At 72.2% G+C, this 16,074-nt stretch carries 12 protein-coding genes and 1 pseudogene; 6 read left to right on the forward strand and 7 right to left on the reverse strand.

Annotation, left to right across the window (positions count from 1 at the left end; genetic code table 11):
• Window positions 1–67: 67 nt before the first annotated feature.
• Window positions 68–1,108: a LacI family DNA-binding transcriptional regulator gene (locus ACZ46W_RS03770; protein ID WP_468330758.1), complete on the reverse strand. Its 1,041-nt coding sequence runs from the start codon at window positions 1,106–1,108 to the stop codon at window positions 68–70.
• A gap of 155 nt (window positions 1,109–1,263) precedes the next feature.
• Here ACZ46W_RS03770 and ACZ46W_RS03775 point away from each other — a divergent pair, with 155 nt between their 5' ends.
• Window positions 1,264–2,142, forward strand: coding sequence for a hypothetical protein (locus tag ACZ46W_RS03775; protein WP_468330761.1), 879 nt, complete (start codon window positions 1,264–1,266; stop codon window positions 2,140–2,142).
• Window positions 2,143–2,169: 27 nt separating this feature from the next.
• Here the strand turns inward: ACZ46W_RS03775 and ggt are convergent, their stop codons facing one another.
• On the reverse strand, window positions 2,170–3,975 hold the full coding sequence (gene ggt / locus ACZ46W_RS03780; protein WP_468330764.1) for a gamma-glutamyltransferase: 1,806 nt from the start codon (window positions 3,973–3,975) through the stop codon (window positions 2,170–2,172).
• A gap of 104 nt (window positions 3,976–4,079) precedes the next feature.
• Here ggt and ACZ46W_RS03785 point away from each other — a divergent pair, with 104 nt between their 5' ends.
• From ACZ46W_RS03785 to ACZ46W_RS03795, 3 genes are all read left to right on the forward strand, one after another.
• Entirely contained in the window at window positions 4,080–4,805 is a 726-nt protein-coding gene (locus ACZ46W_RS03785) for a hypothetical protein (protein WP_468330767.1), read from the forward strand.
• A gap of 103 nt (window positions 4,806–4,908) precedes the next feature.
• Window positions 4,909–6,093: a L,D-transpeptidase gene (locus ACZ46W_RS03790; protein ID WP_468330770.1), complete on the forward strand. Its 1,185-nt coding sequence runs from the start codon at window positions 4,909–4,911 to the stop codon at window positions 6,091–6,093.
• Between the two features lie 173 nt (window positions 6,094–6,266).
• Window positions 6,267–7,835 (forward strand): alpha/beta fold hydrolase, encoded by a 1,569-nt coding sequence (locus tag ACZ46W_RS03795; protein WP_468330773.1) that lies wholly within the window; start codon window positions 6,267–6,269, stop codon window positions 7,833–7,835.
• A 75-nt stretch (window positions 7,836–7,910) separates the two neighbouring features.
• On the opposite strand, the pseudogene ACZ46W_RS03800 reads toward ACZ46W_RS03795, so the two are convergent.
• The 5 genes and pseudogenes from ACZ46W_RS03800 to pcaDC all read right to left on the reverse strand — a co-directional run.
• Window positions 7,911–8,122: pseudogene (locus ACZ46W_RS03800) on the reverse strand (amino acid ABC transporter ATP-binding protein); the annotation flags it as partial.
• Window positions 8,123–8,243: 121 nt separating this feature from the next.
• Entirely contained in the window at window positions 8,244–8,675 is a 432-nt protein-coding gene (locus tag ACZ46W_RS03805; RefSeq protein ID WP_468330775.1) for a DUF6278 family protein, read from the reverse strand.
• Between the two features lie 160 nt (window positions 8,676–8,835).
• Window positions 8,836–9,615, reverse strand: coding sequence for an exodeoxyribonuclease III (locus tag ACZ46W_RS03810; protein WP_468330778.1), 780 nt, complete (start codon window positions 9,613–9,615; stop codon window positions 8,836–8,838).
• 30 nt (window positions 9,616–9,645) lie between these two features.
• Entirely contained in the window at window positions 9,646–10,278 is a 633-nt protein-coding gene (locus ACZ46W_RS03815; protein ID WP_468330781.1) for an MBL fold metallo-hydrolase, read from the reverse strand.
• Window positions 10,279–10,299: 21 nt separating this feature from the next.
• On the reverse strand, window positions 10,300–11,772 hold the full coding sequence (pcaDC, locus tag ACZ46W_RS03820) for a bifunctional 3-oxoadipate enol-lactonase/4-carboxymuconolactone decarboxylase PcaDC (RefSeq protein ID WP_468330784.1): 1,473 nt from the start codon (window positions 11,770–11,772) through the stop codon (window positions 10,300–10,302).
• A 454-nt stretch (window positions 11,773–12,226) separates the two neighbouring features.
• Here pcaDC and ACZ46W_RS03825 point away from each other — a divergent pair, with 454 nt between their 5' ends.
• Both ACZ46W_RS03825 and xdhB read left to right on the forward strand, forming a co-directional pair.
• Complete coding sequence (locus ACZ46W_RS03825) at window positions 12,227–13,702, forward strand: xanthine dehydrogenase small subunit (RefSeq protein ID WP_468330787.1); 1,476 nt, start codon at window positions 12,227–12,229, stop codon at window positions 13,700–13,702.
• Window positions 13,699–16,074, forward strand: a complete 2,376-nt coding sequence (gene xdhB, locus ACZ46W_RS03830) for a xanthine dehydrogenase molybdopterin binding subunit (protein ID WP_468330790.1) — start codon at window positions 13,699–13,701, stop codon at window positions 16,072–16,074. The genes ACZ46W_RS03825 and xdhB overlap by 4 nt, the downstream gene beginning before the upstream one ends.

A 16,074-nucleotide genomic window follows, 5' to 3' on the forward strand; every position in this document is an offset into this window, starting at 1 on the left:
CCACGGGCGGCCACGTCCCGCCCCCGGCGGTGACGCCCGGCGGGGCGGGGGCGTGGCCCCTCCGGGCTCACGCCGGGGCCGTGACCCGCAGCGAGGAGGCCCGGGGAACGACGTGCGGTTCGGGGGCTGCGGCCGCGGACGGGATGGCCTCGCCGCGCAGCCTGCCGAGCAGCAGCTCCACGGCGTCGGCGGCGGCCCGGTCCAGGTGCAGGTCGACGGCGGTGAGCGGCGGCTCGCAGGTGCGGGCGCGCAGCCCGTCGTACCGGGTGACGACCAGGACGTCGTCCGGGATGCGGCGGCCGCTGTCGTGGATCGCCCGGACGGCGCCGACGGCGAAGGCGTCCACCAGGGCGCAGACCGCGTCGGTGTCCGGGTGGTCGGCGAGCAGGGCGGCGCAGGCGTCGTACCCGGCCTGCTCGCCGCCCTGTTCGGGTGCCGTGGCGACGACCGGCGCCCAGCCATGCTCGGCGGCGGCGCGTTCGTACGCGGCGCGGGCGTCGACGGCCGAGTGCCGGGAGCCCGCACCGATGAGCAGCGCCGGGCGCCGGGCGCCCTGGTCGCGGAGGTGGGCGAGGAGCAGGTCGACGACCAGCCCGCCGCGCAGGTCGACATACGGGGAGTCGTCCCCCTCCGCCATGGGGCGCCCGAGCGCCACGTACGGCAGGCCGCGCTCGCGCAACTGCGCCACGGCCACGTCGTCCCGGTCGGGCTCGACGACGATGGCGCCGTCGATGTCCACCGAGTACAGCGCCGAACCGGACCGCACGGGCGGTACGAGCACGAGCGCGTACCCGTGCAGCAGCGCCCGCTCGGCGGCCGCGGCGGCGACCTCCATGTAGAACCCCAGCCGCGACGGCCCGCCGGCCACCGCGAACGGCATCGACGAGGCCAGCGCGATGGCCTTCGCCTCCCCGCGCCGCAGCCGCTGCGCCCGCAGGTTGGGCCGGTACCCGAGCTCGGCGGCGACCTTCTTGATCCGCTCCCGCGTCCGGGGGTCGACCTTGCCGATCCCGTTCAGGGCGTGCGACACCGTCGTCCGCGACACGGACGCGGCCCGGGCCACGTCGGCGATCGTGGGCGGCCGTGCTCCGGAACCGGAAGTGGCCATCTGCGTGGACGCTCCTCGCTGCTCGTACTGCCGACCATGGTGCTGACAGCCTCATCTTCGCCGACCGGCCAGGGCGGCCGGAACCCGGCCGTTCGGCGCGTGCGAGGATGCGACCCGCTGGGGAGGCGGTGCGGAGCGACAGGGGGACGTGGCCGATGCGACGGAGTGAGCGGCCGCCGGTGGGCCCGCACGGCCTGTGGAGTGTGCGGCCGATGCTCGTCTCGATGCTGGCCGTGCTGGTCCTGGCTGTTCCCGCCCTGGAGATCGCGGGGTTCGTGGAGATGGCACACGAGACCCGCAGGCGCAGTGACGGCCCGGGTATGGCGTTGCTGGCGATTCCCTTCCTGTTCTGCTTCGGGCCGCCCGCGGCGCTGGCGGTCACGCTCCTCGCGGTCCTGCCGACGCTGTCGGCCACGGCGTGGGCGGGGCGGCGCCAGGGCGCCGGCCGGGACGCCTGGTGGTGGGTACCGGTGGTGGCCGGTTGCGGGATGGCCGTGCCGGCCCTGTGGCCGGCGGCGAGCGGCGGGCCGGTCACCTGGTGGTGGGCGTGGCTGTGCGGAACGGCGGCGCTGTCGGCGGTGGCGCTGCTGACGCGCTGGGCCCTCACCCGTGGACGCCCGTACCGGGCCGTCGTCGGGGTCGGCATGCTGCCGGCGCCCGCCGTGATCGTCCTGGGCCTCCTGCTCTACGGGACCGGGCTGGTGGACGAGTACGCCCCGCCCCGGGTGCACGCCTCGGACCTCGCCGGTACGTGGCGCGACGGCCGGGGCGGCACCCTGCGGCTGGACGCCGACGGACGCGCGGTCGCCGTGGGCACCCGGGGCGACCGCACCGGAGACCTGGAGGGCCGGTGCGAGGGCTCCGGAACGTGGCGGTTCGAACCGGACGACAACCCCTGGCTCCAGCACGTCGCCATCGACGTCGGCGACTGCTGGCCGGGCGAGTGGACCCTGGGCGGCACGGCCGCCCGGCCGAAGCTCAACCACGAGTACGGCGACCCGGACTCGCCCGACTGGTACGTGCTGACCCGCTGAGCCGGCCGGGCGCGCCTGTCCGCGGTCCTACGGCCGCCCGGCCGGGTGGACCACCATCGCCGAACCGCCGCCGCGGCGGGTCTTCTCGGCGGCGGCGAGCCAGCGGCCGTCGGGGAGGCGCTGGATGCCGGTGGCGGCGCCGATCTCGGGGTTCTGGCGGAAGGCGTGGCCCAGGGCTTCGAGCTCGGCGCGCAACGGGCTGTTGTAGAGCGCCGGTTCGAGTTCCGTGGTGGGCTGGTTGCGCTGGCTGGCGCGGGGGGCGGCGATGGCCTCGACGAGGGGCAGGTCACGGTCGACGACGCCCGTCAGGGTCTGGAGCACGGTCGTGATGATGGTCGCGCCGCCCGGGGAGCCCAGGGCGAGGACCGGGCGGGCGTGGTGGTCCAGGACGATCGTGGGCGACATGGAGGAGCGGGGGCGCTTGCCGGGGCCGGGGAGGTTCGGGTCGTGGACGGCCGGGTTGGCCGGGGCGAAGGAGAAGTCGGTCAGCTCGTTGTTGAGCAGGAAGCCCCGCCCCGGCACGGTGATGCCGCTGCCGCCGGTCGACTCGATGGTCAGGGTGTAGGCGACGACGTTGCCCCACTTGTCGGACGCCGTCAGGTGGGTGGTGTTCTCGCCCTCGTACGTCGTCGGCGCCGCCGTCCCGCCCGTCGCGCACGGCCGCGGATCGCGCGGGTCGCCGGGGGCCAGCGGGCTCTTGAGGACGGCGTCGTCGCGGATCAGGCACTCCCGGGAGTCGGCGAACCGCTGCGAGAGCAGGCCCTTGACCGGGACGTCCTCGAAGGCCGGGTCGCCGACCCAGCGGCCCCGGTCGGCGAAGGAGACGCGGCTCGCCTCGATGAACCGGTGCAGGTACCCCGCCTTGGACAGGGACGACAGGTCGGTGCGCTCCAGGATGTTCAGCGCCTCGCCCACGGTGGTACCGCCCGACGACGACGGTGCCATGCCGTAGACGTCCAGGCCCCGGTACGACATCTTCGTGGGGCGCTGCCACTTCGTCTCGTACACCGCCAGGTCACGCGGTGTCAGGTCGCCGGAGCGGACGTTGCGGGTGGCGCCCGCGCGGACGGGCGGGTCCTGGACGGTGCGGACGATGTCGCGGGCGAGCTCGCCCCGGTACAGCGCCCCGGCCCCGTGGCGGCCCAGTTGGTCGTAGGTGCGTGCCAGGTCGGGGTTCTTGAGGACCGACCCGACGACGGGCAGTCGCCCGCCGGGCAGGAACAGCTCGGCGGAGGCCGGGAAGTCCCGGAACCGGGCCTCGTTGGCGGCGGTCTGCGCCCGGAACGTGGCGTCCACGGTGAAGCCGTCCCGCGCCAGCCGCTCGGCCGGCTTGAGCAGGTCCCGCAGCGACTTGCTGCCCCACGCGTCGAGCGCGGCGTCCCACGTGGCGGGCGTGCCCGGCGTACCGACGCTCAGCCCGCTGGTCATGGCCTCCTCGAAGGGGAGGGGCTTGCCGTCCTCGCCGAGGAACAGCGACTCGTCCGCCGACAACGGCGCCGTCTCGCGGCCGTCGATGGTGTGCACCTTGCGCGTCTTGGCGTTGTAGTACACGAAGTAACCGCCACCGCCGATGCCCGCCGAGTACGGCTCGGTGACGCCGAGCGCCGCGGCCGTCGCGACCGCCGCGTCCACGGCGTTGCCGCCCCGCCGCAGCACCTCGATGCCGGCGGCCGACGCGTCCGGGTCCACGCTCGCGACGGCGCCGCCGTACCCCACCGCCACCGGTTCCTTGACGGGCGTCGTCCGTTCCGTGGGTGGCGCCGCCGCACCGACCGAGAGGACCGTGGCGGCGACAGCGGCGAGTGAGACGTTACGTACGTGGGACCGACGCATCCGTACCTCCAGTCAACGACCGTCCGGGCAGCCTAACTTCGCGGGCAGCCCCTCGCCAGGACCGCCTCGGACAGCGTTCCGCTCCCCCGCTACCATGCGCGCCCATGTATGAAGACCTGCTCAACATCGTGCTCGGCGTCATCGCCACCGGGGTCAGCGCGTCGCTCGGCTGGATCGCCCGCACCACCCTGTGGCGCCGCAAGCTCCGCCGCAAGCAGGCCTTCTTCGGGCTGCCGGGGAACGCCGAGTGCCTGCTGGTGGTCAACCGCGACGCGGGAAGCGACGGGGCTGTCCGCCGCTACGACGTCTTCGCCCTGCTCGAACTGGCGGCCCTCATCAAGGACTGCGGCGCGCACGCGCGGATCGTGCCGCACGACGCCTCCCACCAGGGCTTCGGCGAGCGCACCGAGTTCTGCCTGGGCGGGCCGTACTCCAACCGGCGGATGGCCGCGCACCTGGCCACCCTGCTGCCGGGCGTCGACGTCAACGTGGACGTGGAGCCGGGTCCCGACCGCGGCGCGTTCACGATCGGCGCCGAGCGCTACCGGCAGGACACGGGTTCGTCCGAGTACGTCATCCTCGCCAGGCTCACCGCCGGTGAGGGCGCCCGGCCGGTGTTCCTCTTCTGCGGCCAGCGGGCCATAACCAACCAGGCGGCCACCCGTTACCTGGCCCGGCACCAGGAGAAGCTCGCCCGGAAGTACGGGACCGACGGTTCGTTCGTGCTGCTGCTGAAGGTGGTGAACTCCGAGGCGTACGGGCCCGATGTCGTCGAGCTGGTCGCGGATGTGACAGGGGCGGCGCGGACGCCCTCGGAGGCGGCGGCGTAGCCAATCCGGCACGGGCGGAAATTTCCGGCACCGCACAGGCAACCCGGCGCCTCCGATCGCCCTCTCACGGAGGGACGCAAGGAACGCATCGGAGGTTTTCCAGTTGAGCCGCACACGCCCGCGCAGCCCCTTCCGCACCGCCGCCCTCACCGGCACCGCGGTCCTCGCCGCGGCCGCCCTGACCGCGTGCTCGGGCGGTTCGGGCACCGCGAAGGCCGACGGCAAGGGCGCCAAGCCGGACACCCGGATCTCGGTGAACCTGTCCGGCAAGCAGGCCAAGGCGGGCGAGCCGGTGCGGGTGACCCTCGCCGAGGGCAAGCTCCAGCAGGTCACCGTGACCGACTCCAAGGGCGCCACGCTCGCCGGCACCGTCTCGGCCGACGGCCGGACCTGGACCTCGACCCGCAAGGCCGCACCCGGCACGAGCTACACCGTCGAGGCGCGCTCCGCGGACGGCGGCACCGCCAAGGCCGATTTCGCCACGGCGGCGCCCGACAAGGTGAACAAGCTCACGCTGGCGCCCGGCAAGAACAGCACGGTCGGCATCGCCCACCCGCTGTCGATCGTCTTCGACCACCCGGTGAAGAACAAGGCCGAGGTCGAGAAGCACCTGAAGGTGACGACGTCGAACAACACGACCGGCTCCTGGGGCTGGATGCGGGACTGGTCGGGCAAGGACCGGGTGGACTGGCGGCCCAAGGAGTACTGGAAGCCGGGCACCAAGGTCACCCTCCAGGCCGAGCTGAACGGGATCGACTCGGGCGAGTCCGGCGGCTGGTTCGTCCGGGACTACGCGACCACCATGACCATAGGCAAGAACCAGCTCGTCAAGGTCGATCTCGACAACCACAGGCTGAAGCTGCTGCGGGACGGCCAGGAGGTCAAGGACATCCCGATGTCGGGCGGCACGCCGGGCGGCGAGAAGGCGTCCTGGCGGGGGAAGACCGTGCTGATGTCCAAGGAGGGCACGATCAACATGCGCTCCGAGACGGTCGGCCTGGGTGACGCGTACGACAAGATGGTCGACTACTCGATGCGCCTGACCTGGTCCGGGATGTACGCGCACGCGGCGCCCTGGAACGCCGCGTACATGGGCAACGCCAACAAGAGCTCCGGCTGCATCGGCATGGACACCCCGGACGCCAGGTGGGTGTACGACCAGGTGCAGGTCGGCGACCCGTTCGAGGTGGACGGCGCCGACGCCAAGGGCACGCAGGCGCTGAACAACGGCTATGGCGAGTGGAACCTGTCCTGGGCGGACTGGCAGGCCAAGAGCGCCTTGCGCTGACGCGCAGATCGCGCTGACACGCTCACCGTGTTGACGCGACGTCCAATAATCGTTACCGGGGCGTAACTTACCGACGGGTTACCTCCGGTAAGCGACCCGTGCTTTCCTGCGGTTCACCTTTCAAGCGTTGACCAGCGATGGGGGAACGAACCGTGGGAAAGCCACGCACTGCCATGCGTACAACCGTGCGCACGACGACGACCGGAGCCGTTTCCGTCGCCCTGGTGGCGGGAACGGCCCTCGGTCTCGCCCCCACCGCGGCGGCCACGCCCACGGGGCCGCCCGGTATACGGTTCGTCGACATCACCGGCGACGGCGGCACCGTCCTCAAGGCCAACGTCGTCACCCCGGCGGACTCCGACAAAGGCCGCCGCTACCCGGTGATCGTGCTGCCGACGAGCTGGTCCATGCCGCAGGTCGAGTACCTCGCCCAGGCCCGTAAGCTCGCCGACTCCGGCTACGTGGTCGTCAGCTACAACTCCCGCGGCTTCTGGCAGTCCGGCGGCCACATCGAGGTCGCCGGCCCGCCGGACGTCGCCGACGCCTCCAAGGTCATCGACTGGGCGCTGGCCAACACCCCCGCCGACCCCGAGCGGATCGGCATGGCGGGCGTCAGCTACGGCGCGGGCATCAGCCTGCTCGCCGCCGGGCACGACAAGCGCATCAAGGCCGTCGTCGCGATGAGCGGCTGGGCCGACCTCATCGACTCCATCTACAGCGGCCGTACGCAGCACCTCCAGGCCGCCGCGATGCTCGGCGGCACCGGCTACCTCACCGGCCGCCCGAGCCCCGAACTCCAGCAGACCCTCAAGGACTTCCTCGCCTCCAACCTGGACAAGGAGGAGGAGATGATCGCGTGGGGCGCCAAGCGCTCCCCCGCCTTCGCGCTGGACCGCATCAACGCGGGCGGCGCCGCCATCATGCTCGGCAACGCCTGGGGCGACACCATCTTCCCGCCCAACCAGTACGCCTCCTTCTACGAGAAGCTCACCGGCCCCAAGCGCCTGGAGTTCCACCCCGGCGACCACGCCACCGCCGAGGCGACCGGCCTGCTCGGCCTGCCCAACGACACGTGGACCAACGCCCACCGCTGGTTCGACCACCACCTCAAGGGCGCCGACAACGGCATCGACCGCGAGCAGCCGGTCCAGCTCAAGTCCCGCTCCACCAGCGGCTACGAGGGCTACCCCGACTGGAAGTCGGTCGGCGCCACCCAGCGGAAGATCGCCCTCGCCGACACGCGGCAGGTGTACGCCAACGTCGACTCGGGTGCCAACGGCGGCACCATCATGCTCTCCAACGCCCTCGACCAGTTCCTCAGACTGCCGCCCATGGCTTCCATCCCGCTGCTCCCCCGGTCCTTCGCGGCCGTCTGGCAGTCCGAGCGGTACGACTCCGTCCAGCGCGTCCGGGGCACGGCGAAGCTGCACACCACGGTCACCAGCACGGAATCGAGCGGCACCCTCGTCGCGTACCTCTACGACGTGGGCCCGCTCGGCGTCGGCAAGCTGGTGAGCAACGCGCCGTACACCTTCCACGGCAAGACGCCGGGCCGGCCGTTCGCCGTGGACCTGGAGCTGTTCTCCACCGCCTACGACGTCCCGGCCGGCCACCGGCTCGCCCTGGTCGTCGACACCGTCGACCCGCTGTACATCGAGCACAACCCGTCCGGCGCGCGGCTGACCTTCTCCTCGCCCCCGTCCGACCCGTCCTACGTGTCGGTCCCGCTGCGCGAGAAGTGATCTCCGGCCGCTGCCGGGCGGGCCTGGCCCATCGGGTCTGCCGGCACCCCGACTCGCCGCCGCGTTCCCTCCGTGTCCTGTCTCGGCGCGGAGGGACCCCGGCAGCAGCGTCCCTGTTACGGCCGGTCCGACATCCACGGCCTCGGTCCGGGGACCGCCCGATCCGGAGGGGCCGATGACGACCACGACCTCGCCGCGGCCGACGGTGAGGTTGATGTGTTGAAGGACGTGCAACTTCCCGTAGTACTGGTTGACTCACGCAGCTCGATCAACGGATCGACGGCCATACGCTGCCCTGCCCCATTCTGGCTGTGTCGAGGTCAGCGCAAACTATCCAGCTCGAAAAGGGACTTCACGCCCCCGACACGCATAAAGGGGGCATAAGCCGTATTTACCACCTAACCCGGGCTACCCCTCGGCGGCCTCCGCGTACACCTGGGAGAGCTCCGGAGAACCGCTGATCGCCCACTCCAGACCGGCCTCGACGACATGGATCTCCCGGCCCGAGACCAGCCGGACGACCGGGTGACCGCCGGGCGTCAGGTGCCACTGCGCGCCCGGGACCGTTCGTACGATGACCGTACCGAGGTACAGGCCGGCGTCGTTGCCCAGCCAGGGCAGCTCCTCGGGGTCGTCCCGCCAGCGCGGGGGGAGCTGGTCGATCGCCTCCAAGGACCGGGGTGTGTCATCCAGTTGGACCCCGTACTCCTGGACCCGGGAGCGCAGCAGGTCGCACTCGGCGAGCATGTCCGCCACGCCCTCCGGGTCGCGCTCCACCGCCGAGGCGGCGTGCCCGCCGCCGTGCCGTCTACGCCAGGCGTCCAGGAAAGGGATGTTCATACCGCCCAGCGTCGCACCCAACCCGCCGGACGCACTACAGGGCGCGCGCCAGGGAGTGTCCGCAAAGTGGCGCCGTCCGCCCGAAGGGGCGGGCCCGGGCGGCGTGGGACGTGTGCGGGGGATGTGCCGGTCGCAGGCGGGCCGGCACTGCGGACGCGGCCTAGACGTCGAGGTCGACGACGACCGGGGCGTGGTCGGAGGCGCCCTTGCCCTTGCGCTCCTCGCGGTCGACGTAGGCGTCCTTGACCGCGTCGGCGAACGGCTTGTTGCCGTACACCAGGTCGATGCGCATGCCCCGGTTCTTGGGGAAGCAGAGCTGGCGGTAGTCCCAGTACGTGAACGGGTGGTCGTACTTCAGCGGGCGCGGCACCACGTCGGTGAGCCCGGTGTCGCGCAGCCCGGCGAGGGCGGCGCGCTCGGGCTCGGTGACGTGCGTGGAGCCCTCGAAGAAGGCGCGGTCGAAGACGTCGTCGTCGGTCGGCGCGATGTTGAAGTCGCCGAGCACCGCGAAGGGGCGGGTGCCCGCCGCGTCCTCGGCGACCGCGTCCTTGAGCGCCTCCAGCCAGCGCAGCTTGTAGGCGTAGTGGTCGTGGGCGACCTCACGGCCGTTCGGCACGTACACCGACCAGACGCGGGCCGGGCCGCAGGTCGCGGAGATGGCCCGCGGCTCGGCCACGCCGTCGTACTCCGGCCCGCCCGGCAGACCGTGCACCACGTCCTCCAGGCCGACCCGGGAGACCAGGGCCACGCCGTTCCACCGGCCGGTGGCGTGCACCGACGACGCGTACCCCAGCTCGCGCAGCTCGTCGGTGGGGAACTGGTCCGCGGTGCACTTGGTCTCCTGGATGCACAGCACGTCCGTGCCGCTGCTCTCCAGCCAGGCCAGCAGCCGGGGCAGACGGGCGGTGATCGAATTGACGTTCCAGGTGGCGATGCGCATGCCCCACAGCCTAACGGGGGCCTCTGACAGTCAGACCTGCGTCGCGTCGCCGGGCGTCAGCCGGCCGTGGTCGGTGCCGCCCAGAGCGCCGATCTGGCGGTCGTAGATCGGCCGGGCGAGGTCGGTCAGCAGCGCGTCGTGGATGTCGATGGCGCGCCGCGGCTTGACCTCGCGCACGTAGTCGATCACCTCGGAGATCTTGCTCCACGGCGCCATCACCGGGAGCATCAGCGTCTCGACGGGGTGGTCCGGGACGGTGAGCGCGTCACCGGGGTGGAACACGGACCCGTCGACCAGGAACCCGATGTTGGTGATCCGGGGGATGTCCGGGTGGATCACGGCGTGCAGTTCGCCGTGCACCTGGACGTCGAACCCGGCCGCGGTGAACGTGTCGCCGTGGCCCACCGTGTGGACCCGGCCGGGGAAGGCCGCCGAGATCTTCTCCGCGACGCTGCGCAGCGTCCAGATCTCGGCGCCCGGGTTCGCCTCCAGGGCGGCGCGCAGCCGTCCCTCGTCGAAGTGGTCGGGGTGCTCGTGGGTGACGAGGAGGGCGTCGGCGCCGAGCGCCGCGTCCTGTTCGCTGAACCCGCCGGGGTCGACGACGAGCGTGCGCCCGCCCTTCTCCAGCCGGACGCACGCGTGGGACTTCTTGATCAGCTTCATGGACGCATCCTCCCCGGTGGGTCAGACTTCCGGTGTGGTCTCCTCCAGGATCACCTTCTGGGCGACCTTGAACGCCGAGTTCGCGGCCGGGACGCCGCAGTAGATCGCCGTCTGGAGCAGTACTTCCCTGATCTCGGCGGGCGACAGGCCGTTGCGGAGGGCGGCGCGGGTGTGGAAGGCGAGCTCGTCGAGGTGCCCGCCGGCGACCAGCGCGGTCATGGTGACGGCGCTGCGCATGCGGCGGTCCAGGCCGTCGCGGGTCCACACCTCGCCCCAGGCGTAGCGGGTGATCAGCTCCTGGAAGTCGCCGGTGAAGTCGTCGGCGGCGGACATGGCGCGGTCGACGTGGGCGTCGCCCAGGACCTCGCGCCGTACCTTCATCCCCGCGTCGTACGGGTCGGGCCGCCCGGCCGGCACGGTCACGGGCGCGGCGGGGCCGGCAACGTGGACGGCGACGGAGGGGACGGTACCGGGCGGGACGGCGGCGGACGGCACGGCGGCCGAGGGCACGCCGGGCGGGACGGCGGCGGGCGGGACGGTGCCGGGCGGGACGGCGGCGGGTGCGGGCGCGACTCCCGGCGCGGCGGGGTCGGCGGGCGCCACGGGCGGGACCGGGGCGGGCGGGGCGGGATGCGCGGCGGCGGGGGCGGCGATGGCCGGGATCACGGGCGGCGCCGCGAGGGCGGTCATCCCCGTCGTCGAATCGGACACAGCCTGCCACGAGGTCGAGAAGTGCCGTACGAGGAGGTCGGTGACCGCCGCGGGCTGCTCCACGGGCGCCAGGTGCGACGCGCCCGGCACCACGGCGAGGCGGGCGTCGGGGATGCCGGCCACCAGGTGGCGGGCCTCGGCGGGCCCGGTGACGCGGTCCTCGGAGCCGACCAGGACGAGGGTGGGGACGCCCACGCGGCCGAGGTCGGCGCGTACGTCGAACGCGGCGAGGGCCTCGCAGGCGGCGACGTAACAGCCGGCGTCCGTCGTGCGGACCATCTGCACGGCCCACTCGACGATGGCGGGCTGGGCGGCGGCGAAGCCGGGCGTGAACCAGCGCTCGGGCGCGGTGCGGGCCATCGGGTCGAGGCCGTTGGTGCGGACGATCACGCCGCGCTGGCGGAACTCGTCGGCGGTGCCGAAGCGGGGTGAGGAGGCGATCAGGGCCAGCGACGCGAGCCGGTGCGGGGCGCGCAGCGCCAGATCGGTGCCGATGGCACCGCCGATCGAGCACCCGACGTACCCGAAGCGCTGGACGCCCAGCTCGTCGAGGGTGGCCAGGAGCCGGTCGGTGAGCTCTCCGACGGAGGTCGCGGGGTGGGCGGGGGCGCCGCCGTGGCCGGGCAGGTCGAAGCGGATGACCCGCCACTGACGGACGAGCTCGGGTATCTGCCGGTCCCACATGTGCCAGGTGGTACCGAGGGACGGCCCCAGGACCAGGACCGGTGCCTCTTCCGGCCCGTCGGAGCGGTATTGCAGGATGTTCGTCGTACTCTCACTCACCCGCCAACGCTCCCACATGTCGCGACATCCCACCGACGGGGGTGGTGGCCTCCGCCGGACCGCCCCTGTGCGCGAGGTGCGTCGAGCACGACGCGGGGGCATCGTACAAGCGGCGACCTCTTGACCTCCGTGGTCCCGGCCACTACTTTGCCGTGGACGCCGACCCATGACCACCGAAAGGAGGCGACCAGCGGATGTACACCAGCTCTGATCTCGGTCGCCTCGCCCAGTGCACGGTCTGGGTTCCGGGTCGGATCGCGCACGGCTGCTGAGCACGCCGTTGTGATGTGCCCGTCGTGGCACACACCGGGTTTCCCCCTCATCTTCCGGCACGCCGCTGTCGCGTGCCGTTCCGCGCCCGCCTGTCCGACGTGGCGCGTCTGAACACAGAAAGCTGCCTGGAATTGGCGAACATGATGCATCGACCCGTCACGCACCGGAACGAAGGTTTGTCATGGTAGGGGCACGGGTCACGGTCAATGGGAAAGAAGCACCGATTTCACCGGCCGCGCCGCACACCACGGTGCTGGACTTCCTGCGGGAGCGTGGCCTGACCGGTACCAAGGAGGGCTGCGCCGAGGGTGAATGCGGCGCCTGTTCGGTCCTGGTGGCCCGTCCTGGGGTGAACAAGCCCACCGACTGGGTCGCGGTCAACGCCTGTCTGGTCCCGGTCGCGGCGCTCGACGGCCAGGAGATCGTCACCTCCGAGGGTCTCGCCACCGCCGGTGCCCCCGGCACGCCGCCCACCCTGCACCCGGTGCAGGAGGAGATGGCGGTCCGCGGCGGTTCCCAATGCGGTTACTGCACACCGGGGTTCATTTGCAGCATGGCCGCCGAGTACTACCGGCCCGACCGCTGCGCGCACACGGGCCCGGACGCGGACTCGGCCGGCAGCGCCGACGCCGAGCACGGTCCGAACGGTTTCGACCTGCACGCGCTGAGCGGGAACCTGTGCCGCTGCACCGGTTACCGCCCGATCCGCGATGCCGCGTTCGCCGTCGGGGATCCCACCGACGACGACCCGCTGGCGCGGCGTCGGGAGCAGGCACCGCCCGCACCGGTCGCCACCGAATACGCCCACGGCGACAGCGCGTTCCTGCGGAGGAACACCCTGGCCGAAACGCTGCGGTTGCTGCGCGAGCGGCCCGACGCGGTGGTGGTCGCCGGCTCCACCGACTGGGGCGTGGAGGTGAACATCCGCTCCCGCCGGGCGGATTGCGTGGTGGCGATCGACCGGCTGCCCGAACTGCGGGAGCTGCGCGTCGAGGACGACCGCATCGAGATCGGGGCCGCGCTGACGCTCACCGAGATCGAACGCCGCCTCGACGGCCGAGTCCCGCTGCTGGCCGAGCTGTTCCCGCAGTTCGCCTCCCGGCTCATCCGCAACGGTGCGACCCTCGGCGGCAACCTGGGTACCGGCTCCCCCATCGGTGACAGCCCGCCGGTGCTGCTCGCACTGGAGGCGTCGGTGGTGCTCGCCGACGCCGACGGTGAGCGCGAGGTCCCGCTGGCGGACTACTTCACCGGCTACCGGCAGAGCGTGCGCCGCCCCGGCGAGCTGATCCGCGCGGTGCGTGTCCCGCTGCCGCTGTCGCCGGTCACTGCCTTCCACAAGATCGCCAAGCGTCGTTTCGACGACATCTCCAGCGTGGCCGTCGGTTTCGCGCTCGACATCGAGGACGGGACGGTGCGCAAGGCACGCATCGGCCTGGGCGGTGTGGCCGCCACCCCGATCCGCGCGCTCGCCACCGAGGCGGCCCTGGAGGGCAGGGCCTGGTCGGCGGAGACCGTCGAGGCGGCGGCGCGGGTGCTGCGGGGCGAGGGCACGCCGATGGACGACCATCGCGCCAGCTCCCTCTACCGCTCCGCGATGCTCGGCCAGAGCCTGTTGAAGCTGTACGCGCAGACCACCGAGGCGGTGTCGTCATGAGCCAGTTGTCCCAACGTCCCGAGAAGCCCGTCGTCGGCCTCCCGGTGCCGCACGAGAGCGCCGTCCAGCACGTCACCGGCGCCGCGCTCTACACCGATGACCTGGTCCAGCGGACCAAGGACGTGCTGCACGCCTACCCGGTGCAAGTCATGAAGGCCCATGGCCGGATCACCGCGCTGCGCACCGAGCCCGCGCTCGCCGTGCCGGGGGTGGTCCGGGTGCTGACCGGTGCCGACGTGCCCGGTGTCAACGACGCCGGCATGAAGCACGACGAACCGCTGTTCCCCGACGAGGTCATGTTCCACGGCCACGCGGTCGCCTGGGTGCTCGGCGAGACCCTGGAGGCGGCCCGGCTCGGTGCGGCGGCCGTCGAGGTGGAGCTCGACGAACTGCCCTCCATCGTCACGCTGCGGGACGCCATGGCGGCGGGCAGCTTCCACGGCGCCCGGCCCGTGATGCTGACCGGCGACGTCGACGCCGGCTTCACCGACTCCGCGCACGTGTTCACGGGCGAGTTGCAGTTCTCCGATCAGGAGCACTTCTACCTGGAGACGCACGCGGCGCTGGCCCAGGTCGACGAGGCCGGGCAGGTGTTCGTCCAGAGCAGCACGCAGCACCCGTCGGAGACCCAGGAGATCGTCGCGCACGTGCTCGGTCTGCACAGCCACGAGGTGACCGTGCAGTGCCTGCGGATGGGTGGCGGCTTCGGCGGCAAGGAGATGCAGCCGCACGGGTTCGCCGCCATCGCCGCGCTGGGCGCCAGGCTGACCGGCAGGCCGGTCCGGGTGCGGCTCAACCGGACGCAGGACCTGACGATGTCGGGCAAGCGGCACGGGTTCCACGCCCAGTGGAAGATCGGCTTCGATACCGAAGGCCGCATCCAGGCCCTGGACGCCACCCTGACCGCGGACGGTGGGTGGAGCCTGGACCTGTCCGAGCCCGTCGTGGCCCGCGCGCTGTGCCACATCGACAACACGTACTGGATTCCCCACGCACGCGTCGCCGGTCGCATCGCCAGGACCAACAAGGTCTCCAACACCGCCTTCCGCGGCTTCGGCGGTCCCCAGGGCATGCTGGTGATCGAGGACATCATGGGCCGGTGCGCGCCGCTGCTCGGCCTGGATCCGATGGAGCTGCGGGAGCGCAACTTCTACCGGAAGGGTCAGTGCACGCCGTACGGACAGCCGGTCCTCCGGCCCGAACGGATCTCCGCCGTCTGGCAGCAGGTTCAGGAAAACGCCGGCATCGCCGACCGCAAGCGCGAGATCGCCGCCTTCAACGCGGCGCACCCGCACACCAAGCGGGGACTCGCGGTCACCGGCCTCAAGTTCGGCATCTCGTTCAACCTCACCGCCTTCAACCAGGGCGGCGCGCTGGTGCTGATCTACAAGGACGGCTCCGTCCTGATCAACCACGGCGGCACCGAGATGGGCCAGGGGCTGCACACCAAGATGCTCCAGGTGGCCGCGACCACCCTGGGCATCCCGCTGCACAAGGTGCGCCTCGCCCCGACCCGGACCGACAAGGTGCCCAACACCTCCGCCACCGCCGCCAGTGCCGGGGCGGACCTCAACGGCGCGGCGGTGAAGAACGCCTGCGAGCAGTTGCGTGACCGGCTGCTCCAGGTGGCCGCCACCCAGTTGGGCACGCACGCCTCGGACGTGCGCATCGTCGAGGGCGTCGCGCGCGGGCTCGGCGGCGACAAGGAGCTGGCCTGGGACGACCTGGTGCGCACCGCGTACTTCCAGCGGGTCCAGTTGTCGGCGGCCGGTTTCTACCGGACCGAGGGTCTGCACTGGGACGCGAAGACGTTCAGGGGCTCGCCGTTCAAGTACTTCGCCCACGGCGCCGCCGCGGCCGAGGTGGAGGTGGACGGCTTCACCGGCGCGTACCGCATCCGGCGGGTGGACATCGTGCACGACGTCGGCGACAGCCTGTCCCCGATGATCGACATCGGGCAGGTCGAAGGTGGTTTCGTGCAGGGCGCGGGCTGGCTGACGCTTGAGGACATGCGCTGGGACACCGGTGACGGGCCCCACCGCGGCCGGCTGCTGACGCAGGCCGCGAGCACCTACAAGCTGCCGAGCTTCTCGGAAATGCCCGAGGAGTTCAACGTCACGCTGCTGGAGAACGCCACCGAGGAGGGCGCGGTGTACGGGTCCAAGGCGGTGGGTGAGCCTCCGCTGATGCTGGCGTTCTCGGTACGGGAGGCGTTGCGGCAGGCCGCCGCCGCGTTCGGGCCGGGCGGGGTCGGCGTCGAGCTGGCCTCACCCGCGACGCCGGAGGCGGTGTACTGGGCGATCGAAGCGGCCCGCGGTGGCGGCAAGGGCAGCGAGGTCCCCGCCGACGCGACCGCTTTGAGCAATGCCTGA

It is taken from the genome of Streptomyces sp. NPDC031064, from assembly GCF_055570965.1.